Origin of the sequence: uncultured Porticoccus sp., assembly GCF_913061305.1 — a bacterium.
Classification (GTDB): domain Bacteria; phylum Pseudomonadota; class Gammaproteobacteria; order Pseudomonadales; family Porticoccaceae; genus Porticoccus.
This window is the reverse complement of record NZ_CAJXST010000007.1, coordinates 175,442-196,913: the sequence shown is the minus strand read 5'-3', so window position 1 is coordinate 196,913 and position 21,472 is coordinate 175,442. Positions and strand designations below refer to the sequence as shown.

The 21,472-nt window shown below is 55.0% G+C and carries 17 protein-coding genes; 7 read left to right on the top strand and 10 right to left on the bottom strand.

What is annotated here, in order from left to right:
- Positions 1-412 precede the first annotated feature (412 nt).
- Entirely contained in the window at positions 413-793 is a 381-nt protein-coding gene (locus tag QZ516_RS10475) for a DUF393 domain-containing protein (protein ID WP_297189296.1), read from the top strand.
- The gene (locus tag QZ516_RS10470) at positions 793-1,128 is read left to right on the top strand and encodes a cupin domain-containing protein (RefSeq protein ID WP_297189293.1); all 336 of its coding nucleotides are present in this window, start codon (positions 793-795) and stop codon (positions 1,126-1,128) included. Before QZ516_RS10475 ends, QZ516_RS10470 begins: the two co-directional genes overlap by 1 nt.
- A gap of 4 nt (positions 1,129-1,132) precedes the next feature.
- On the opposite strand, the gene QZ516_RS10465 is transcribed toward QZ516_RS10470, so the two are convergent.
- From QZ516_RS10465 to QZ516_RS10450, 4 genes are all read right to left on the bottom strand, one after another.
- On the bottom strand, positions 1,133-2,098 hold the full coding sequence (locus QZ516_RS10465; protein WP_297189290.1) for a GIDE domain-containing protein: 966 nt from the start codon (positions 2,096-2,098) through the stop codon (positions 1,133-1,135).
- A gap of 53 nt (positions 2,099-2,151) precedes the next feature.
- Positions 2,152-2,721: a LemA family protein gene (locus QZ516_RS10460; RefSeq protein WP_297189287.1), complete on the bottom strand. Its 570-nt coding sequence runs from the start codon at positions 2,719-2,721 to the stop codon at positions 2,152-2,154.
- A gap of 168 nt (positions 2,722-2,889) precedes the next feature.
- Positions 2,890-4,554, bottom strand: a complete 1,665-nt coding sequence (ettA, locus tag QZ516_RS10455) for an energy-dependent translational throttle protein EttA (protein WP_297189284.1) — start codon at positions 4,552-4,554, stop codon at positions 2,890-2,892.
- 236 nt (positions 4,555-4,790) lie between these two features.
- Positions 4,791-5,675: a diguanylate cyclase gene (locus tag QZ516_RS10450; RefSeq protein ID WP_297189281.1), complete on the bottom strand. Its 885-nt coding sequence runs from the start codon at positions 5,673-5,675 to the stop codon at positions 4,791-4,793.
- Between the two features lie 442 nt (positions 5,676-6,117).
- Here QZ516_RS10450 and QZ516_RS10445 point away from each other — a divergent pair, with 442 nt between their 5' ends.
- A complete protein-coding gene (locus tag QZ516_RS10445) occupies positions 6,118-6,939 on the top strand; it encodes a polyphosphate kinase (protein WP_297189279.1) in 822 nt (273 codons plus the stop codon).
- Between the two features lie 127 nt (positions 6,940-7,066).
- Here the strand turns inward: QZ516_RS10445 and QZ516_RS10440 are convergent, their stop codons facing one another.
- From QZ516_RS10440 to QZ516_RS10425, 4 genes are all read right to left on the bottom strand, one after another.
- Positions 7,067-7,552, bottom strand: a complete 486-nt coding sequence (locus QZ516_RS10440) for a hypothetical protein (protein WP_297189276.1) — start codon at positions 7,550-7,552, stop codon at positions 7,067-7,069.
- A 210-nt stretch (positions 7,553-7,762) separates the two neighbouring features.
- Positions 7,763-8,014, bottom strand: a complete 252-nt coding sequence (locus tag QZ516_RS10435) for a GlsB/YeaQ/YmgE family stress response membrane protein (RefSeq protein WP_297189273.1) — start codon at positions 8,012-8,014, stop codon at positions 7,763-7,765.
- Positions 8,015-8,028: 14 nt separating this feature from the next.
- Positions 8,029-8,238, bottom strand: a complete 210-nt coding sequence (locus QZ516_RS10430) for a DUF3185 family protein (protein WP_297189321.1) — start codon at positions 8,236-8,238, stop codon at positions 8,029-8,031.
- Between the two features lie 124 nt (positions 8,239-8,362).
- Positions 8,363-8,782 (bottom strand): hypothetical protein, encoded by a 420-nt coding sequence (locus QZ516_RS10425; protein WP_297189270.1) that lies wholly within the window; start codon positions 8,780-8,782, stop codon positions 8,363-8,365.
- Between the two features lie 464 nt (positions 8,783-9,246).
- Between QZ516_RS10425 and QZ516_RS10420 the strand changes: the two genes are divergently transcribed.
- Positions 9,247-12,327, top strand: coding sequence for a CapA family protein (locus tag QZ516_RS10420; RefSeq protein ID WP_297189267.1), 3,081 nt, complete (start codon positions 9,247-9,249; stop codon positions 12,325-12,327).
- A 506-nt stretch (positions 12,328-12,833) separates the two neighbouring features.
- On the opposite strand, the gene QZ516_RS10415 is transcribed toward QZ516_RS10420, so the two are convergent.
- On the bottom strand, positions 12,834-13,358 hold the full coding sequence (locus tag QZ516_RS10415) for a hypothetical protein (RefSeq protein WP_297189265.1): 525 nt from the start codon (positions 13,356-13,358) through the stop codon (positions 12,834-12,836).
- A gap of 185 nt (positions 13,359-13,543) precedes the next feature.
- Complete coding sequence (locus QZ516_RS10410; RefSeq protein WP_297189262.1) at positions 13,544-14,275, bottom strand: FCD domain-containing protein; 732 nt, start codon at positions 14,273-14,275, stop codon at positions 13,544-13,546.
- Positions 14,276-14,482: 207 nt separating this feature from the next.
- Here QZ516_RS10410 and QZ516_RS10405 point away from each other — a divergent pair, with 207 nt between their 5' ends.
- The 3 genes from QZ516_RS10405 to QZ516_RS10395 all read left to right on the top strand — a co-directional run bounded on the left by QZ516_RS10405 (position 14,483) and on the right by QZ516_RS10395 (position 21,455).
- Positions 14,483-17,926, top strand: coding sequence for a methylmalonyl-CoA mutase family protein (locus QZ516_RS10405; RefSeq protein WP_297189259.1), 3,444 nt, complete (start codon positions 14,483-14,485; stop codon positions 17,924-17,926).
- 303 nt (positions 17,927-18,229) lie between these two features.
- Positions 18,230-19,456: a carboxylate--amine ligase gene (locus QZ516_RS10400; protein WP_297189256.1), complete on the top strand. Its 1,227-nt coding sequence runs from the start codon at positions 18,230-18,232 to the stop codon at positions 19,454-19,456.
- Entirely contained in the window at positions 19,449-21,455 is a 2,007-nt protein-coding gene (locus QZ516_RS10395) for a hypothetical protein (RefSeq protein WP_297189253.1), read from the top strand. Before QZ516_RS10400 ends, QZ516_RS10395 begins: the two co-directional genes overlap by 8 nt.
- Positions 21,456-21,472: the final 17 nt, after the last annotated feature.

The following is a 21,472-nucleotide window of genomic DNA, read 5'->3' as shown; positions in this document are numbered from 1 at the left end:
CCTCTCTATTCGTCGGCAGCGTCAGATGTGTATAAGAGACAGCCTCAATCCGCCCCGTTGCCCCCATCCCCTGTCGCAGAACCGGTCGCTTATGCGCTGGGTGACGAGATCGGAGGTGACTTGTCCATTGATGCCAAAAAACCGGCGTACACCCTGCAACTGGCGGCTTTCAAGGATCCCGCTCAGCTCGAACTATTTGTTGACCGGCATCGCCTCGGTGATCTTGGGGTACAGCAATTTCAGTCCTACAGCAAGAAACAGCACTGGCAGCTGCTGGTCTGGGGCGCTTTTGAGAGCCCAGCCAAGGCACGGGAGGCCTGGCGGGCCATCGCCAGGCAGTATCCCGGCGTTGAGCCCTGGGTCAGATCAATGAGTTCCCTGGACATGGAGTCCGGTCAATCGGTAGCCGTGGATGGTTGACCGGGCCGGATCGTCCACGGAGAGACTCACGGTATTCTACGACGGTGCCTGCCCGATCTGCGTTAGGGATCGCCGTACCTATGAAAAGCTGGCCGGTGAGCGAGACAATGTCTGCTGGGTCGATATTACGGCTGCAGAAGCACAATTGCGGGAGGCGGGTATTGATCCACGAAAAGCCCTCACCGAGTTGCATGTGCAGGATGGAGAGGGCAATATCTTTTCAGAGATAGACGCCTACCGGTTGCTGATGGCGAGGATTCCGCTGTTGAAGCCCATCGGTTGGCTGATCGGGTTGCCGTTGGTGCGCCCGATCCTGAGTAGACTTTATCGCTGGTGGGTTCGCCGCCGGTTAATACGTGACGGGAGGCTTTGATGGCTACCAACAGCGAGGTGATGGTAGGCAACCTGTTTTCGAACATTCCGGTGTTGACACTGGGTGAGCTTTTTGAAGACGTGATTGTTACCGACTTCACTCGCATCCAGCGGATTGTGTCCAGGGGGCAGAGTTCCCCTGAGGGCTTCTGGTATGACCAGCCGGAAAATGAACTGGTGGTGATTATTCAGGGGAGGGGTGTGCTGGAGTTCGACAATGGTGATCGAATGGAAATGGCCGTGGGCGATTTTGCCGCCATTCCGGCACACCGCAAACACCGCGTTGCCTGGACCGATCCCGATACCGAAACGATCTGGCTGGCAATATTTTATTAGAGAGTTAACCGATTAAACGGCTGGTCATCAGCCAGGTGGCCAGCATTCCCGCCAACAGAAATCCCGCTGCGTAGGCTAGCGCGCCCCGGCGAAAGCCTGTGCTCAGGTGAGCCTGTTCCGCACTGCTGACGATAAAGGGCAGGCCGCTGTGTTCCGGCTGGCTCAACAAATGATCGGGTGGTGCGCCTGCTGCCGCCGCCTGTTGCTCGTGCGCTTTTCCCAAGGCGGCTTCCCGCACCACTTGCCATTCTCTCAGGTCAAGTTCTCCGTCACCGTTGCGATCAAATTTCGTCAACAATGCCGGAAAATCCGTCTTCCAGTTTCTGAGAATATCACCAGCCAGCTGGTCTGCCGAAAGCGTTCTCTGGCCCGTACTATCCGTCGTGAAGTGTCCCAGTGTATAGAGTGGGTCGCCTTCCATGATCAGGTATTCCGTGTAGCGATAGCGGCTGCCGAACGAGATAGCATTTTTAAGACTGAAAAAGCCGCTATTGAGTTGTGCGGGTTTTGGGATGCCAATCGGGCGGCGGGTACTGCCATACCAGACCTGCCGGTGCCGGGTGCTGATATCGCCACCTGCTGGATCTACCTGGCAAACACCGGTGGTGTCCCGTAGATAAAAAGGTCGGCTCGAGGCGCGCTTATCAACCGTACTCCAGCGGCTGGACCTGCCGGTACGCTGATATTTCTCGATTGTGTAGCGCCACCAAAGGCATAGGGTGCTGCTCAATGGTGCCAGTTGCGGATGGCCCTGCAGGGTGGCGACGCCAATCAGTTCTATGTAACCCTGACTGGCGGAGCGGATTTTTGAGGTGGGCATGTCTTCCACCAGTCGGGCGCGTTTCAGCAGGCGGTAGCTTTTCCACAAACAGAACAACGAAGTAGCAACGGCCAGTGTTAACCAGAGGGAAAATTCCCCAGTGGATAGGTTTGCCACGCATTCGGCACAAAACAGGCTGTTATTGGCCACGCGGTATCAGCCTGGCACCAGCAAGGCATTGCGGGGGATAGCGGGCCGCCACATCACGAATGGAACAGTCCCTTGATGTCCACATCGGCAATCTGGGCTTCGCTGAATCGCAGCAGGTCGTGTGGGCCAAACTTGAAGAAACCGGCTACCAGCCTGTCCGGGAACTGTTCGATGCGGATATTGTTCTGGTTTACTACTTCGTTGTAGAGCTCGCGGCGGTCGGCAATAGCGTTTTCCAGATCTGAGATCCGCAGCTGCAGATGACGGAATGAATCATTGGCCTTCAGTTCCGGATAGTTTTCTGCCAGTGCAAACAGCTGGCCCAGTCCCCTGCGCAGGGCTGTTTCGGCAATACCCAGCGCCTGCATGTCACCATCCTGCGCCGCCGTGGCTACCTGGTTGCGAGCGCTGATGACCTGCTCCAGTGTAGTCTGCTCGTATTGCATGTACTGCTTGCAGGTTTCCACCAACTTCGGCAATTCCTCGAAGCGCTGTTTCAGTAGCACATCGATATTTGACCAGGCTTGGGCGACCCGATGCTTCAGGGCTACCAGATTGTTGTAGATGACGATGCCGTAGCCGATGCCAAGCACCAGCAGGCCGAGCACAATAAAATTGAACACGCCCATGATGTTCCCCTGTCTCTGAATGAACCGGATTGGCGAAGGGTTTTTAGAATAGGGGCTTTGTCGGCTGTGGGCAATAAAAGCCTGCCGAAAACAGCTACAGCGCCCCGGGTGACCCCGGGGCGCTGGAATGAATCCCCACTGACCAGCGAATGGGGGTTGGGATCAGGTTTTCAGGCGCTTGTATTTCAGTCGCCTGGGTTGGGCATCCTGGCCTTTGCGCCTGATGAGATCTTCGTGGTATTCGGTGTAGTCGCCCTCGAAGAACACCACTTCGCTGTCCCCTTCGTAGGCCAGGATATGGGTGGCCACCCGGTCGAGGAACCAGCGATCGTGAGAGATCACCAGCACGCAGCCGGGGAAGTTCTGAATCGCCTCTTCGAGCGCCCGCAGGGTTTCGATGTCGAGGTCGTTTGAAGGCTCATCAAGCAGCAGCACGTTGGCGCCCTGTTTCAGGGTGTCCGCCAGATGCAGGCGACCGCGCTCCCCGCCGGACAGTTCTCCGACCCGCTTTTGCTGGTCGCTGCCCTTGAAGTTGAAGCGGCCAAGATAGGCCCGCGATGGCACCTGGTAGTTGCCGATCTGCAGGATATCCTGTCCGTCGGAAATCGCCTCCCAGACGGTCTTGTTGTCATCCAGGTTTTCCCGGCTCTGTTCCACAAAGGCAAGGTTCACCGAATCACCCAATGTTATGGTGCCGCTGTCGGGCTGTTCGCTGCCGGAGATCATCCGGAACAGGGTAGATTTACCGGCGCCATTGCCACCGACTATGCCGACAATCGCCCCCTTCGGGACACTGAGTGTCAGGTTGTCGATCAGCAGCTGATCGCCAAACCGCTTGCAGACATTTTCCAGTTCAATCACCTTGTCGCCGAGACGGGGGCCGGGCGGAATGTAGATTTCGTTGGTTTCGTTGCGTGCCTGGAACTCCTGGGAACTCATCTCCTCAAAGCGGGATAGGCGGGCCTTGTTCTTGGCGTGGCGACCTTTCGGGTTCTGTCGCACCCATTCCAGTTCATTTTTGATGGTGCGCTGGTGGGCATCTTCCTGCTTCTGTTCAATCTCCAGCCGCTTTTCCTTGGCCTCCAGCCAGGTGGTGTAGTTGCCTTCGTAGGGAATGCCGTGCCCGCGGTCCAGCTCCAGAATCCAGCCCGCCACATTGTCGAGGAAATAGCGGTCGTGGGTGACCGCCACCACTGTGCCGGAAAACTCCTCGAGAAACTTTTCCAGCCAGAATACCGATTCGGCATCCAAGTGGTTGGTGGGTTCGTCGAGCAGCAGCATGTCGGGTTTCGACAACAGCAGGCGGCACAGGGCCACCCGGCGTTTTTCCCCGCCGGATAATTTGCTGACATCGGCCTCCCAGGAGGGCAGGCGCAGGGCGTCAGCCGCCACTTCCAGGGTGTGATTCAGGTTGTGGGCGTCCCAGGTCTCGATAATGTTTTCAAGCTCGCCCTGGCGCTTGGCCAGCTTGTCGAAATCCGCATCCGGTTCGGCATAGGCGGCGTACAGTTCGTCGAGCGCCTGCAGGGCATCCACCGCTTCCCGGACACCGTCTTCAACGTTGCCGCGCACATCCTTGTCGGGATCCAGTTGCGGCTCCTGCGGCAGGTAACCCACCTTGATGCCGGGCATCGGCCGCGCCTCCCCCTGAATGTCGGTGTCGAGTCCGGCCATGATTTTCAGCAGGGTGGATTTGCCTGAACCATTCAGGCCGAGTACGCCGATCTTGGCGCCCGGAAAAAAGGACAGGGAGATATCCTTGAGGATCTGGCGTTTGGGCGGAACGACCTTGCCCACCCGGTTCATGGTGTATACATATTGGGCCATGGAATGCTTGCCTGAGTTTTTGTTAAAAGAGTGGTGCCTGCCAGTGCCGATCGGGGTGTTATACCCGGCAGGGGCGGAGCCGTTTGTCTCTCCTGTGGAGAATCAGCGAACAGGCCATATCAAGTGCGTGGATTGTAGCGGAAACTGAAACGGGTCAGAAGCACCCCGCCGGGTTCATGCTGGGGCGGCAAATGGCAATACGGTCTGTGAGAGCCACTGTCTGCTGGAGAAAATACTCAATACTCTGTCACCACACGATTGCGCCCCAACTTTTTCCCCCTGTACATTGCGTTGTCCGCAGCCTCAATGGACGCTTCAACGGACCGGGATGGGTCGAGCATGGCCACACCCAGTGACGCTGTTACCTGCAGAATGTGATCGGAGCCGTTGTGCTGGATTCGCTGGGTGGCAACGGCATGACACATCCGTTCGGCCACTTCCCGCGCTTCCTCCGGCGTTGTGCCGGGCATGCAAAGCAGGAACTCCTCTCCTCCATAGCGGTATATCCGGTCGTATGGCCGGAGAATGGCCTGCAGGCATTGCACGGTTGAGATGAGCACCCTGTCGCCGGCGAGATGACCGTGCTTGTCATTGACCTGCTTGAAGTGATCCAGATCCAGCATCGCCAGTGCGCAGTGTTGCCCTCGTCTCTGGCTCAGTGCTTGTTGTTCGCGAAGCCAGGGTAACAGGCTGGCTCTGTTTTGCGCCCCGGTGAGGGGGTCCTGGCTCTGGATAACCTCTGACAGCTCGTGTCGCAACGACTGGATCTCCAGTCGCATTTTGTCCAGGGCATTTTCGAATTGATCCAGCTGACCGGTGGTAACGGGTTTGTTATCCGAGACAAGCTGGAGCAGGGTGCGCGCATAGACGTGCATTTTTTCGTGGGCATCGCCGAGTGAGATAAAGGCAGGATGGTCCCGGAGTATGGCTGTGGAGACATTTCCATACCACTGCCCAAAGCGACAGTGCTGGTGCGCATCCGGCCTCAGGTCGGCCGGTTCCGCCGGCACCCTTGAAATGAGGATGCGCAGCAGGCTTTTGTACCATTGTTCGTGGCTGAAAATCGCCTGATCCAGCTCCGCGATGGCCGACTGCAATTCCTGCGTAGTAAAAGGGGGCATGATGGGACTCGTCCAGTGTTTGATGGTTCAGGCAGCCCGACCAACCTGCGCGGACGGCAATCCGGCGGCCTTCGAAACTGCTGTTGCGGGGCCGCCCCGTCTACTGTAGACCAAGGTGCGCCATGTTTTCCAGTTATTGAAGTCCGGCGATTGCCGGGACATGGCTGGAAAATTTGGATGTTCAGGGACAGAAAATTCAGGGGCAGAGCCATTGGCCATTGCCTGGTCTGCCGGTTTCGACTACAAAGAACATAGAATGCCGGTGCGCGCCGGTTGGCAGGAATAAACCGATGCCTGTAATCGAGCCTGGCGTCGTCGTGCAAACTGTCGAGCGTCAGACGTCAGCAATGGTCTGGTTACGGTATGAGGCATACCGCCAGTAAATTCAAAGCCGACTACAGGTGAAACCCGCCATGACCATAAAATCAAAAGGCACAGACCGATGAGGGCGTCGATTGACCCTGTGGGCGACGGCATCCAGCTCAGTGATGTTGATCCGGACCAGGCGCTCAGGGACAAGGACGAATACAAACACCTGCTGGGCAAGTTGCAGGAAAAAATGCTGCAAATCCAGCTGGCCTATTACACCCAGGGCCGACGTGCGGTGATTGTGCTTGAGGGGGCAGACTGTGCCGGCAAGGGCGGTATTATCCGTCGACTCACGCAACCACTGGATGTGCGGGGCGTGCAGGTCTGGCCGGTCGGCGCCCCCAGTGAGGAGGAGCTTCGACAGCACTATCTGCAACGCTTCTGGCAGCGACTGCCTTCGTCGGGTTCCATTGCGATCTTCGATCGCTCCTGGTACGGCCGGGTGCTGGTGGAGCGTATCGAGGGCTATTGCAGTAAATCCGCCTGGCAACGAGCCTATGCCGAAATCAATGATTTTGAGCGGATGCTTCACGACGATGGGGTGCCGGTCGTCAAACTGTTGCCGGTGATTAGCAAAACTGAGCAAATGCGACGTTTTGAAGAACGCCTGCGCAATCCACGCAAGCAGTGGAAAATTACCAGCGAAGATATTCGTAACTGGCATCACTGGGATGACTACCAACAGGCATTTCAGGAAATGTTGGATAAAACCTCGACGGATTTCGCCCCCTGGCACCTGATTCCCGGCAATCGAAAATGGTTTGCCCGTGTCGAGGCCCTGAAAGTGGTGACCGAGGTGCTGGCCAGGGGGGTCGACATTTCAGTGCCGTTGTTGGAGCCGGAACTAATGCAGGAAGCGCTGGAAATGTTGCGCCGGGAGTTAAAGGATTCGTAACCATCCGCAATCGGTGCTTTCAGCCTGTTTGCCAGAATCTGATGCCAAAAATATCGAGAGGGGCGAGTAAAGCGATTATTGTCCAGATACGCAAAGGCTGAAAAGAGGCGGTATTTTTCTTGGCAGCCTAGGTGCGTTCAGCCAGTAACTTTCCGGCTTTTTGTGGCGAGAGGGGCTCGCTCACCAAAATTTCGTTGCCTGACCAGGGGTTGCCCTCCATGGAGATGGCCACCAGCACACCCCGAATTGCGGTAATTTTCTTGTCTATGGGTTCCGGAAAGATATAGAACATTTCCTCGGAGTGGTTTATCCCGCGCAGATGCACATAGATAAACCGGTCTTTTACCCTGATAGCGCCTTTATATTTGAAGGGGTTTTCATGATTGAGCTCCTCAATTGTCACGCCGATGGAGCCGTTTAATTTCCGTGCAATTTTCCACCTGTGGGAAACGAGCTTGTCGGTATCTGTGGTGGCGTAGCGGTATGAATAGAATTCACCCTTGTAAGCGAGCCGGATGAACGTCTGGTTTTCGATAAATGTCAGGAGTTTGTCGATAACGTAACTGATCAGGCCGCCAATGAGCGCCCCGGCAAGGAGTGTGCTCCAGTCCATGGTTCTATTCTCACGTTGGGCATTCGAGCCTGTTTACACAGGCTCGAATGTTCAGCTGGATGATTACTTCCTGATTTTAACTTTGGCTGGTTGCCTTGCCATCGGAATTACCTCCTTTTGCGATGTTCCTCGGTCAATCTTGCTGGATGCTGTCAGCGACTTCAATGGAAATTTGTTTTCCCATTCTGTTGTCAGGTTTGTTGGAACAAGTCAGGCTTTCTTAACGATGCTGACGATATATAACAGAATAACAGCGCCAATGGTGGCCATAATGATAGAACCTATCAGGCCGCCTGTTGTTATGCCGAGCAATCCGAACAAAAATCCACCCAGTACAGCACCAATAATGCCCACAATAATATTGGCGACCAGACCAAGGCCGCTTCCCTTTACGATGTTGCCAGCAAGCCAGCCAGCCAATGCACCTACGGCTAAAAAGATGATTAAGCTAATGATATCCATAGTTGCCTCCAGAATTAATTTTTAATGAAAAGGTATAAGCCCACAACAAAACTGACAGCACCGGCAATGTAGAGCGTCATGACCTTATCCGTCTCCGATCCTGTAACAGCCTGGGTTATTTCCGAACCGATGGACTCCGACAGTTGATACCCCCAAAGTGCCAGTCCGGCGCCCACAACCAGAAGGATAATACCGATTACTTTTATTGTGCTTGCTGATCCCATTGCCATAGTAAATACCCCATTGTTGAATGAAATGTTGGTCGTGATACAGCTAACGCTTCAGTAACCGGCACTGAACGGGTACTGCTTTCCCGTGTCCAGTGCCGAACACAAGAAGTAATACTAGTTATAGTTCAGTTTGATCATCGGCAGAAACCTGATTTTTTGAACGTTGCCCGAATACACGAACGATGACGTAGGCAATCAAGGCGAATACAAAAAATACGAGCAGCATCCATGCAATAGATTGCAATGACTCGATAATGGTTCGGTAGATTTCCAGCACCCAGCGATCAGAGGTCAACGCAGGTGGGGTGAAATGTTCCGTTGGTTCTCGCAGAAAATTCTCAAGATAATGAATGCGAACACCGCCGGAGATACCTACCACATAGACGGCAAATTTCAGATAGGTAGTCCAGGCATAGGCGATATCGTTGGCAACTATTCGTTCAAGTATCCCCTTGATAGGCCTTGCGAATAATTTTGAAACGACAAAACACACAACCAGTGAAACCGCAAATGTGATGCCCAATAACGATAAAAACATTTTACTCTCCTCTAGCGCTCAAGGCGGGTAACGCCAAGTTGAGCCGCATCTATGCCCTGACAGTATAGCGGCTGGTAATCGCGTTGCATTGTTCTGCTTCCCTGTAGTCGCATGACCGATTGTAGATCACTGGCTCTGTGTTTGCTGATGACGAGTAGTTCCCGGTAGAGGCGTTGGCATCAATGGAACAATAAGTTTTTCCTCAGAAGATCTTTGAATAAACAATTTACAGCCGCGAATAAAAATAATGATCATGTCTCAGTAATCCCATGATGGTTGTTTTTTTGAGCAACAGTCAGCGGAATTTCATCTGGCAACAGGAGAGGTGCGATAACCACCCGTAAGTTGTAGGAAGTATGTGCAAATTGTCTGCCTGCGCGTCTCAGAAGATAATATTCAGAAGTCGGGGGAAGGAGCGAAGTATGGGGTTTGGAACTCTGGGAGGGGGGCGGTCAAGCGGTTGCGTGACAGTTGCTTGGGGTGGTGATGTTAACTTGGGGCGTCGTTTTCATTATCGCCATTGTGAAGGGAAGGTCTCCGCAGGAATGGGCGGGCTGACGCCGCTGCAGAATGCCGATATCGGTATCGTCAATCTCGAGTGCGTGGTAGCCACCAGCGGAGTACCGGGGCTTGATAAGGGTGAGCGTGCTTCATACTATTACCGGGCGCGACCGGAAATGTTGCAAGCATTGCTGGATGGCGGTGTTGATATCGTTGCCACGGCAAACAATCACAGTGGAGACTACGGCCCGGAAGCTCTTCTGGAGCAGGCGCAATGGCTCGATGCAGCAGGTATCGGGTCCGTTGGCACTGGCGCCAATTTGCAGAGCGCCCTGCGGCCAGTTATTCGACGAGTCGGTGATCTGGGCATTGCTGTTTTTTCCATTGACGCGACGCAGTCATCCTTCGCCGCTACCGGGGATACTCCTGGGCACGCCTATTTCTCCTTGGACAACCCGGACCAATGGCGAGCCAATCTGACACCTCTGTTTCAGGCCGCCCGGCAAGAGGTAGATGTCGTTTTGGTGGCCGTGCACTGGGGGGCCAACAATAAGGCATCACCCGGCAAGGCTAAAATCGCTGCGGGACACGCGCTCATCGATGCCGGCGCCGATGCTGTGCTCGGCGCCTCGGCACACATGCTGCAAGGGATTGAGGTATATCGCTCCCGCCCCATTATTCACGATGCCGGGGATTTATTTTTCGATGCAATCCAGCGACAAAGTACGGACTCTGGCGTCTTTTCCCTGGATATTGATAAAGCAGGAGTCAGCCGTGTCAGATTCCACCCGGTAGATATCGGCTTTTGCCGCACGACTCTCCTGTCGGGGGTAAATGCCAAACAGGCCATTGAGCGCTTTTCGGTAAAATGCGCCAACCTGGGCACGGAATTGACAAGCTTGGGTGAGAGCGAGGGCATCCTTGCCCTCGCTCCCGGTGAGCGGAGCGCGACGGGAAAAGCGACTCAGTTTACAGTCGAACTGGAGTCTGGGCTGGACGACGGGGTGAAGTCATCTTTCCCCATGTCTGCATTGGGCGAACCGCGGCCCGATTGGCTTGCCGACGGCGTTCCGGAAGAAGCGAAGCTTGAAACCCCGACCCGGCTGGGCCCCCTGGAACTGCTTGGCGTAAAGGTGTCGCCCGGAAAGCTCACCAGACGCGGTTCTCTATTTATTGAGTCCTATTGGCGATTGGTGGAGACAACGGATGAGGACTGGCGGCTGGACTTTCAGGCGCATCCCGAATCAGATTCCAGGCTCGGCCATTGGGGCGCTTCATGCGACCACGATCCCTGTGATTGGATGTGGCCAACCAGCCGATGGCAGAGGGGTGCTATCTATCGTGATCAGTATGCATTGCGCCCACCAAGCATTAAACATTGGCAGGATGCGACGCTACAGCTTTCTGTGCGTTTGAAGGCGGCGGCGGCTGTGACTGATCGGGTTTATTTGCCGGTTTCTGCGAAGTTTGCTCTCAACCCCCGGGAAGCGTTCGCCGTCTTGCGCGCCTTTCCTCCGCAGTACAGGGTATTTCCTAAGGATCAGCTTGTCGGTGCCCCTGACGAGAGGCTGTGGACTGCGGAACAGCTTCAGAAAATCACGGGGGGCAGGTGGCTGCAGGAGCCACCGCCAGAATGGTATATCCGCGCGCTCTCAAATAAACCAACCTTTCTTCTGAGTGAAGAGCGCGCCAGACCCCGGATGTTTGTGGCCACGGACGCCCGTATGGCGGCTAAGCATGAACTTTTCAGTAAGTTGTCGGGCAAGCACTGGGACATGCATGCCAGGGTGCCGAAGATACAGGCACAGATTGATGGTGCGATCATTGCCGGCCCCATCGACGGGTTGGACCCTACATTGCCCCTGCTGCAGGTGGACGATCCCTTGGGCGCGTTGATGGAGTTGGGTGTCGCCAGCCGGCAACGTCTGCTTGGCAAGGTGGTGGCCATAACCGGCAGTGCGGGTAAAACCTCCCTGTGCGGCATGCTGGCGCAGGCCATGTCCGCAGACAGCCGCGTAGCGACCAACGCCGCCAACAATTACAACTCCCGCTGCGGCATACTGCATTTGCTGGCGAATACGCTGGAAACCACCGATCTCGTTGTTATGGAGACTGCCGTCAGTGCCATCAATTCGCCGGGTTTTCAACATATCAAACTGGTGCGGCCAGACATCGCGGTGATCACCAATATCGCACCGTCACACCTGCCCCCCGGTGAGAGCCTGGCCTATGTGGCGCGGCGTAAGGGGAATATCATGGAGGGAGTGGCGGAAGGCGGCTGGATTGTCCTTTACCGCGAAACGGAATATTTCGATTATCTACGAAACCGCGCCCAGGCACGTGGTCTCAATGTCATGACCTATGGCACGGGTGAGGATGCAGATGTGCGCCTCGAGCAGTATGACCCGGTTTCCGGCAATGTCCGGGCGGTGATAGGAGGCGATGGTACGGTTTGTGCCTACAGGCTTCAGGCCGAAGGCCTGCACATGGTGCTGAACAGCCTGGCCTGTATCGCAGTGAGGAAAATTCTCGGCAAGGGCGTGAATGATTTTTTGCCTACGTTGCAACGGTTTCAATCCGTTGACGGCCGCGGCAAAGTGCATTCAATTGTGTACCTGTGCAAAAGAATTACCATCATTGACCACTCCTACAACGCCAACCCCCTCTCGGTAAAAATGGCCATTAGCTCAATGCAGTCAAGAGCGGCAAGCTCGAACATAGTCCTGATTCTTGGCGATATGTTGGAGCTTGGTGATAATGCTGCCGACTACCATCGTGAGTTGGCCGAGCCTCTACAGGTGCTACAGCCAGATCGGATACTGCTGTGCGGTAATTTGATGAAAGTTCTCTGGGCCAAACTTGTTTTCTCTAATCAATTTGAAAACAGATGCATATGGTTTGAAAACGTCGATTCCCTGGCAGATGATCTGGATCAGTGGCTCAAGGATGGAGACACGGTGCTGATCAAGGGATCAAATGGCGTGAAGCTGGACAGGTTGGTGGGTAGGCTGGTGGGGGAAGTATCAAAACCCGGTAATAGATGATTTTCTGGGTTTTTTGGTGATTATTTGCTCCTTCAATCAGTGTCGTAGAAGAAACAGACTGACCGGTTATTTCCGCGTTGTGCGATAAGGGCTAGTGTGTTTTTCTCCAGCAAGTGGACGCAAGTGTAGAAACCTTATTCGGAAGCAAAGCATAATTGGCAATTGGTGTTGGATTAAATTGCATGCTGAGGGATCGCGGGCGGGCCTCGCTGGGGTTACAAGCCGCTGGTCTGCTTTGATAATGATTCGGTAGAGAGTGGGGGGCAGCTGACGAGTTGTGTGGGAGGCATCAATGGGGGGAGGAGGTTTTTATTTTGACCCTAAATACGCGGATGCCATCTCCTCATGATTTCCAGCTCGGTGATTTCAGGGGACATCTGAGTGGATGTGGGTTGGCATCCTTCGGCCTGATCTGAAACTGATTTCTGAGGCGAAAAGGTTTTCTGTGTTGGGGGGCAGATTAGTGTTTAATCTGACTAGAAGTGTTAATCATTAGCAGAAACTTTTTAACTCATTTTCCCTTCAAATGAAATTGGAGGAAGAACGAATTCTGCATATCCATGCTCCATGTGTTTGAATTCACCAGAAACATTAACATCTATAATGCACTTAATGACTTCATTAATTTTTTTTGGAGAAAATCTATAAGGATAAAGTTTCTTTCTATGGCTTTTTTTAGTAAAGCTCAATCGATACTTATGATTATTAGTTTTATTCCACAGTCTAATTTCCTTGCCAAAAAAGCAATACAAAGATTCTTCGACTGGACTCCCATCTTCGATGAACAAAATCACAACTAATCCATCCGTTGCGTAGTCAGATGCAATTTCAATATGTGATTTTGGAGTTTGTAGCAGCGAGCGCCCCTTGCATTGAATACGACAAAACTTTGCTCCATCAGAAACGTCTAGAAAAGCTAGCAAGTCTGCACCATTGTGGTCAAATTTCGGTTTTGCAACTAAAACATTTTTTCGTTGCAAAGCGTGAGAAATTAAATCTTCAGCTATGTGTTCAAGACTTGAAGCGGACACCTTCGTTCCTATAGCTGCCCTGATGTGATTTGCTGGGAGAGGAATGTAACACCCTGTCTCATATCACTGCTGCTCCTAGTGATGTTTTGTGCCGCCTGAAACGCAGCGTGATGATTTACTGTCTCGAAAATATACCGTAATAAATCAGTGATAGATAGAAAGGCAGTTTAAGAGGGCTGCCTTCCTTAACCCTGCACCGGCTGATCAAACCCCAGATTACCCATTTCAATGCCCCGACGAAAGTCGCGCATGTGTTTTTCCATCCACTCTTCTGCTTTTCCCTGATCGCCCGCGCAGATGGCATCGTAGATATGTTGATGGGCGACCAGGATACGTTCACCCGGTGACAGGGCGCGAATCACGGCGCCCCAGGCGGGGTAGAACAGTTCATTGAGAGGGGCGCGCGCCAGCAGCAGGGCGCTGTTGTGGGTGGCCTGCGCCACCAGGTTGTGAAAGTCGATTTCTGCTTCCAGCAATGCATCGTGATCGGCCATCACCTCGCGGGTGCGTACCAGGTTGTCCGCCAGTAACTGTTTCTCGGCGTCAGTGGCAGACAGGCATGCCAGTTTGCCCGCCAGCGGCTCCAGCCCCATGGCCACTTGCCAAAGTTCTTCGAAAGTCACCTGGTGCATCAGCATGGCGGAGCTGACGGAGCGGCCGACGGCCTCGGTACACGGTCTCGTCACCACCAGCCGTTTGCGGTCGGCGCGCCCCAGAATACCGACGTGTTCCAGCAGCCGGATCGCCTCCCTGACGGTGGAGCGGGTGACGCCGAATTGTTCGGCCAGATCGGTTTCGGTGGGCAGCAGTTCTCCCGCTTCAATCTCGCCGGAAATAATGGCGTGACGAATTTTCTCACTGACCAGCCGGTAGGCGGGCTGTTGGGCCAGAGGGCCAAAGTTGACGGGTTGGGCCATGATGGGTGATCCGTTGCTGGCGGTCTGTTAATAGTGGCAGAAGAATAGCAGAGTTTCCTAAATTGACATATTGTCGGACAATATGTCAGCATCGATTCATTCGGCAGATGTTCGATACTGAATGCCTATAATTAAAGGCCGTGAACCTGGCAGGCGGTGGCTACTCCCGCCGACCCTGTGTATCCGGTCTTGTAAAAGGAGGTGACTGTGACAGAAGCAATGCGTGATAACCCTGCGCGTCCGAAGGTTGATGCCACGCCGTTGCGGATTGTGACGGCCACTTCGCTGTTCGATGGCCACGATGCCGCGATCAATGTGATGCGCCGGTTGATTCAGGGCGGCGGCGTAGAGGTGGTGCATCTCGGCCACAACCGCAGTGTCGACGAGGTGGTACGGGCGGCGATCCAGGAGGATGCCGATGCCATCGCCATCAGCTCCTATCAGGGCGGCCACATGGAGTATTTCCGTTATATGCTGGAACTGTTGCGCGAGAATAACGCCGCGCACATTCAGGTATTCGGTGGGGGTGGTGGCACCATAACGGAGGATGAAATTGCCCAGCTTCAGGCCGAGGGTGTCAACCGAATCTATCACCCGGCTGACGGTATGACCCTCGGCTTGACCGGTATGATCGATGATCTGGTGGGCCGGGCCCACCGGGCCCGCCGTCCCAACCCCTACCCGAAGCAGCCTTTGCTGGATGATGACATTGCTGTGGCACAGATGATCTCCGCTATTGAGGAGGGTGCCATTGCCCCCGCTGAACTGGCGCGGCTGAAAAAGACCTGGCAGCTGGCTGCCGAAAACACTCCGGTAGTGGGTGTCACGGGTACCGGTGGCGCGGGTAAAAGCAGTACTGTGGATGAGCTGCTGAGCCGTTTTCTGCTGCAGCGTCCCGGCATGCGCATCGCTGTGCTGGCGGTGGATCCGACCCGTCGCCGCACCGGGGGTGCGTTGCTCGGTGACCGTATTCGCATGAACAGCCTGTCGTCACCGCAGATTTATATGCGCTCCATGGCGACCCGCCGCCAGCACCTGGCCACCAGTGAAATGCTGGGGGATGTCACCCTGTTCCTGAAATCCCTCGGCTACGATCTGGTGCTGGTGGAGACCGCCGGTATCGGCCAGAGCGATTCCGAGATTGTCGATCTGGTGGATTTCTCTCTCTATATTATGACCAGCGACTACGGTGCGGCGAGCCAGCTGGAAAAGATCGACATGATCGATTACGCCGATATGGTGATTCTCAACAAATATGACAAGCGCGGCGCTGAAGATGCCCTGCGGGATATCCGCAAGCAGTGGCAGCGCAATCACAATGCCTTTGCCGTGACCGCGGAGCAGATTCCGGTCTACCCGACCATTGCCAGCCAGTTCAACGACCCCGGTTTGAACAGCGCCTTTTATCACCTGTGTCGCCTGCTGGTGGAAAAGAAGACCCTGGAAGAAAACCTCTGGATGCCGCCCGCCATTGATGGTGATGCTGCGTCGCGGTCAGTGGCGCTGATCCCCGGCAATCGGGTGCGCTACCTGGCGGAAATCAGTGAGGGTGGCCGCCAGATCAAGGTGCACAATGACCACCAGGCAGCACTTGCCGCCAGTGCGTTTCAGTATTATCAGGTATTGGCATCCCTGGGCGATTCCCTGTTGCCGGAACCGTTGGAGCTTTACCCGGTGGCGGCCCTCGGCGACGGCGAGGCGGACAAAACGCTGTGTGCCCTGCGGCGGGGTTATCAGGATGCCATCGGTGACCTCGGTAGCGAGTCGATCCGCCTGTTGCAGGAATGGCCGGAGCGCAAAGCCGGTGTGGAGCAGCAGGAATATTGTTATCAGGTGCGCGGCCGGGACATTGTGGGTGAAAACTATGTGGAATCCCTCAGTCACCTGCAGATTCCCAAAATTGCTGCCCCCCAGTATCGCGATTGGGGGGAGCAGCTCAGCTTTCTGTTGGCGGAGAACCTGCCCGGCAGTTACCCCTACACGGCGGGGGTGTTTCCCTATCGCCGCGCCGGGGAGGATCCCACCCGGATGTTTGCCGGTGAAGGCACCCCGGAGCGTACCAACCGGCGCTTTCACTACCTGTCCCGGGGGCAGTCGGCCACCCGGCTGTCCACCGCCTTTGATTCGGTAACGCTCTATGGTGCCGACCCGGACCCGCGCCCGGATATCTGGGGGAAGGTGGGCAATTCCGGTGTGTCGGTGGCGACCCTGGACGACATGAAAAAACTCTATTCCGGTTTTGATCTCTGTTCGCCGTCCACCTCGGTATCCATGACCATCAATGGTCCGGCACCGATCATTCTGGCGTTCTTCATGAATACCGCCATCGACCAGCAGGTGGAAAAATACCTGAAAGACAACAATCTCTGGGACGAGGCACAGCAGACAATCGATGCCTGGTTTGGCGACGAACTGCGTCCGCAGTACGCGGGTCAATTGCCGGAGGGCCACGATGGTCTGGGGCTGGCACTGCTGGGTATCAGTGGCGACAAACTGGTGGATGCCGACACCTACGAACGCATTCGCGCCGAAACCCTGGCGTCGGTGCGCGGCACGGTGCAAGCCGATATTCTCAAGGAAGACCAGGCCCAGAATACCTGTATTTTTTCCACCAGTTTTGCCCTGACCATGATGGGCGACATGCAGGCTTTTTTCATCGAACACAATGTTCGCAACTATTACAGTGTGTCGGTGAGTGGCTATCACATCGCCGAGGCGGGGGCCAACCCGATTTCCCAGCTGGCGTTTACCCTGTCCAACGGGTTTACCCTGGTGGAGTACTACCTGTCCCGGGGTATGAAGGTGGATGATTTCGTACCCAACTTCAGCTTCTTCTTTTCCAACGGTATGGATCCGGAGTACACGGTGATGGGGCGGGTGGCGCGGCGCATCTGGGCGCGGGCCATGAAGGCGCGCTACGGGGCCAGTCCGCGCAGCCAGATGCTGAAGTACCACGTCCAGACCTCCGGCCGCAGCCTGCACGCCCAGGAGATGAGTTTTAACGACATTCGCACTACGTTGCAGGCGCTTTACGCGATTTTCGATAACACCAACAGTCTGCACACCAACGCGTACGACGAGGCCATCACCACGCCCACCACCGAGTCTGTGCGCAGGGCCGTGGCGATTCAGTTGATCATCAACCGGGAGTTTGGCCTGAATATCTGTGAGAATCCCTGGCAGGGCTCATTTATTGTCGATCAGTTGACGGATCTGGTCGAGGAGGCCGTCTATAGCGAATTTGAAAAAATCTCCGAGCGCGGCGGCGTGCTTGGGGCCATGGACACCATGTACCAGCGCGGCAAGATCCAGGAAGAGAGTCTGTATTATGAACACCGCAAGCACGATGGCTCCCTGCCGTTGATCGGGGTCAATACGTATTTGCCGGAAGCCGGTACAGAGGAAACCATTGAGGGCCGCGAGCTGGCCCGCTCCGACGCTGCCGAGAAGCAGCAGCAGGTGGATAACCTGGAGGCCTACCAGACACTGCACAGCGGGCAATCCCCCATCGCCCTGGATGCGTTGCAGCGGGTGGTGCTGCAGCGGAGCAATTCCTTCGCCTGTCTGATGGAGGCCGCCAAATGCTGTTCTCTCGGGCAGATGAGTGGGGCCTTGTACCGTGTTGGCGGATTGTATCGGCGCAATATGTGAGCGGGTGATCTGGCCTCGCTGTACGGGCATTTTGGCGATGAACTTTTGTTGCCCGCCGATCCTGATTATGTAGCTGCATCGAGCCCTGTCGAAGGCTGTTCAACGGCGCTGAATCGCCACTAATCCCGTGTTTCTATTGCAATTTCCAAAAGGCCGCTTATTTGATCTTTGACCCCTGAATGGGCCACACTGGTCTCTGAAGTGCCTTTCCTTTTACCAGGTTTCACTGGTTATCAAGCGTCGTTAATTCACTTTTTTGATGAAAAAAAGGCACAGAAATAAGTGTTATCCGGAGGTTTTTTTATGTCAGCAAAGAATCAGGAAAAAGGCTATGTTGCCTTACTGGGCTGGTCGCTAAATGCTATTGATGCCGTGGACAGAATGGACCGGCGTTACGTGGTCATTGCTCCGCCATGGGCGGAGGAATATGCAACAAAGCACAATATTCCCTATATCCCCTGGAACTTTGAACGGCTGAATGATCGCTCCATGGAAATTGCTCAGACCTTGCAGGATGAGGGCGTGGATGTCGCCATCCCGCTGTTCGAGGAAACGGTGGAATGGGCAGGTGCGATCAATGCGGTGTTGATGAAAAACCCCCGTTTGATGGGGCAGTCGTTGCTGTTTCGCGACAAAGCGCTGATGAAGCGTCGTGCGCAACTGGGTGGTATTCGTGTCGGTATTTTTGAAGAGGCGCATGACAAATCGGATGTCATTCATTTTCTTAAACGCGTCAATCAGGCGTTGCTCAAGCTGGATGGTGACCCCAATGATCCGATTCACCTGAAGGCCTTTGACAAGGCCGGTTGTCTCGGCCATCGGGTTGTCAGAACCCCCGATGATGTCCAGGCTATTCCTGAAGACGAGTTCCCATTTTTGATGGAGAGCCATCTGGATGGCTGGGAGTTTGCCGTCGAAGCCTGGATTCACGACCGTAAAATCCGTTTTCTGAATATTTCCGAATACGTCACCCTCGGTTACTCGGTGTTTGTGCCGGCGTCCCCTGAGCTGGAGAAGTGGCGACCCCGCATTGAGGAAGAAATAGAAAAACTGATTGAAACATTTGATATTGATTTCGGTTTCATTCACCCGGAATATTTTGTCACCAAAGACGGTAAAATGTATTTTGGTGAGGTGGCCTACCGTCCGCCGGGCTTTAAAGTGTTTGAATTGCTGGAGCGGGCCTATGGCTTTAATGCCTATCAGGGCATGGTGCTGGCATTTGATCCGCACACCACGGAAGAGGAAATTACGGCATTTTTCCCCAAAGAAGTAGTGGATGCGAAAGGCCATGCCGGGTGTTTCGGGGTCTATCCGCGCCGTCGGGTCGTGAGTGAATTGCGTATTCCGGAAGAGACGGAGCAACATGAGTACTTCGAGTTTCATGAGTTGCAGGCCCCGCAGGAAAACAAGGTCACCAAGCGTTCGGCATTCGGTACGCACTGGGGGCTGGTATATTTCTTCGGCGCGGAGCCCTACAGGATGCGCGATTTGCTGAAGTATCAGGAAGAACTGGATTTTTATGTCTGAGGTTTCCCCGGAAACGGGCCCTGTCGCCAGCTCAGATGAGCTGGCTGATGTGATTGAAAACTCCCTGGAGCAGGCGGTTGGCCGGCTGGAACGCAGTCGGGATTTCGCCAAACCCGCGGCGACGCCGCAGGTGCTCGAACTCTGTCGTCGATTGATGATGCAGCCGGGGGGGATTGAGCGGCTCTATCTGTGGGCGCCCAGACTCGACCGCGCCGGGGTGTTTTTGGGCACCGACTGGCAGGATCCGAAAACGCTGCTGGCCAGTCTGGTGGCCAATACCCTCGAGCTGGGTGACCGGCAGACGCTTGTGATTGAATGTCTCAGCCAGTTGCGGGCACTGTCAGTGGCCAATGGCAGCTATGTCCGGACCGGATTTTCAGCAGAGCAGGCCCACCATTTTCTCTCCCAGGTGCTGGCCCACAATCTGAGCAAAGTGTTTTCTGCCGGTGTTTCCGAGGCGGAACGGCAGAGTCAGCCGGATATGACGCAGGTGGTTAATGACCTGCTGCATTTTCTGGTGGAGCACGTCGGCTACGAGGATATTCTGGGCAATCTCACCGATGAAATCTGGCGTATTCTCGGTCAGCGTCCGATCCAGGTCGGCCACGTCAAAGCCATGATCACCCAGATCGCGATTACGCTGGCCAGGGGCGATTACAGTCTCGGTGATGCCCGCCTCGGTGCAGACCGGTTGATCTCGGCGTTGTTCGGACCCACCAAGACCAGCCTGGATGATCTTGGAATACCCCACTATCGGGCGTATCTCGCCGCGATGGATTTCAATGCCCTGCAGCAGGAAGCCCGCGGGTTTGCCCGGGCCATGCACGATGTGGGACTGGTCTCCGATTACCACGCGGCATTTTTGCGCTGGCTGTTGGAAAATGAACGGGTTGAGTTGATTCCCGATGCGCTGGGTCTGAGCAATACCGGGCTGGATTCACTGCAGTGTTACAGCAAGCTGGTTTATCAGCTGATAGAGGAAGCGATTTATCCTGAAACGGCTCAGGCGGTTTACGGGCTGGCCATGCTGCTGGAGCGCGGCGTCCTGTTCATCCCGCCGATTGGCCCCGGTCTTTGGCGGCAGATATCGCTGGATCTTTCCGAGAATGCCAACGCCACCATCAGTGCAGCCTTTGGTCAGGCGCTGCCCGCACGGGTCTTCTTGCTGGCCGGGACCATTTCTGTACTTGGGCAGCCCCTGGGTCTCGGACAGGGCAACAACCCCACCTGTCAGTCGGTGCGGGCAATTTCCATGTGGTCGTTCAACGCCCCCGACTACCTGCTGCATCTGATTGATCAGGTTGGGCATTTTGATGGCATGCTGATGCACTTTGAAGGCGCGCCCATCAATTCCGCAGAGTTGCCAGTGGACCTGACGCGGGCTGTACCAATCGACAGCGATCCGGTTTCCAATTTGCTGGTACCACATCTCGATCGTATTTATCTCCAGATGGGACGCCTCTGCGCCGACCGTGGTGAAGATCCACACCGTTGGATTAATCCGGAGTTTCACGGCTGGTGGGTGGGTCGTGGTTTTAATATCGCCGTTGACGTGGCCACCGGCAGGCTGCACGACTACGATGGTTTTCTACGCAATTTCTTTGCCTGTTATCATCCTCTCAACAATGGCAACCAGTTGGTGATTCACCCCCAGCCGGCAGGGTTGGCGGTTACCGACAGCTCGGCGCGGTTTGTGGGCTGGCATGCCATTACCATCCTGCGTGTGGCGCTCGATCAGTCGGGAGAAATGCGGGTTTATTTCTATAACCCGAACAATGACAGTGGGCAAAACTGGGGCAATGGCATCAAGGTCTCAACCCAGGACAATGGGGAGCGCTATGGCGAGTCCTCGCTGCCGTTCAATCAGCTGGCCTCCCGGCTGTATATTTTTCACGACGACCCGCTCACATCCAATGCTGTCTGGGGTGTGGCAGAGGAAGAATTGCAAAACGTCAAAGAAATGGCCTTTGCCAGCTGGGCTGCTGACCGTATAGCCTGATGGTCCTGGCCAGTTAA

Excerpts from the sequence above, each read along its gene's own strand:
- QZ516_RS10475 (WP_297189296.1), top strand. The coding sequence starts at position 413 with ATGGTTGACCGGGCCGGATCGTCCACGGAGAGACTCACGGTATTCTAC.
- QZ516_RS10470 (WP_297189293.1), top strand. The coding sequence starts at position 793 with ATGGCTACCAACAGCGAGGTGATGGTAGGCAACCTGTTTTCGAACATT.
- ettA (WP_297189284.1), bottom strand. The coding sequence starts at position 4,554 with ATGGCCCAATATGTATACACCATGAACCGGGTGGGCAAGGTCGTTCCG.
- QZ516_RS10450 (WP_297189281.1), bottom strand. The coding sequence starts at position 5,675 with ATGCCCCCTTTTACTACGCAGGAATTGCAGTCGGCCATCGCGGAGCTG.
- QZ516_RS10445 (WP_297189279.1), top strand. The coding sequence starts at position 6,118 with ATGAGGGCGTCGATTGACCCTGTGGGCGACGGCATCCAGCTCAGTGAT.
- QZ516_RS10440 (WP_297189276.1), bottom strand. The coding sequence starts at position 7,552 with ATGGACTGGAGCACACTCCTTGCCGGGGCGCTCATTGGCGGCCTGATC.
- QZ516_RS10435 (WP_297189273.1), bottom strand. The coding sequence starts at position 8,014 with ATGGATATCATTAGCTTAATCATCTTTTTAGCCGTAGGTGCATTGGCT.
- QZ516_RS10430 (WP_297189321.1), bottom strand. The coding sequence starts at position 8,238 with ATGGGATCAGCAAGCACAATAAAAGTAATCGGTATTATCCTTCTGGTT.
- QZ516_RS10425 (WP_297189270.1), bottom strand. The coding sequence starts at position 8,782 with ATGTTTTTATCGTTATTGGGCATCACATTTGCGGTTTCACTGGTTGTG.
- QZ516_RS10410 (WP_297189262.1), bottom strand. The coding sequence starts at position 14,275 with ATGGCCCAACCCGTCAACTTTGGCCCTCTGGCCCAACAGCCCGCCTAC.
- QZ516_RS10400 (WP_297189256.1), top strand. The coding sequence starts at position 18,230 with ATGTCAGCAAAGAATCAGGAAAAAGGCTATGTTGCCTTACTGGGCTGG.
- QZ516_RS10395 (WP_297189253.1), top strand. The coding sequence starts at position 19,449 with ATGTCTGAGGTTTCCCCGGAAACGGGCCCTGTCGCCAGCTCAGATGAG.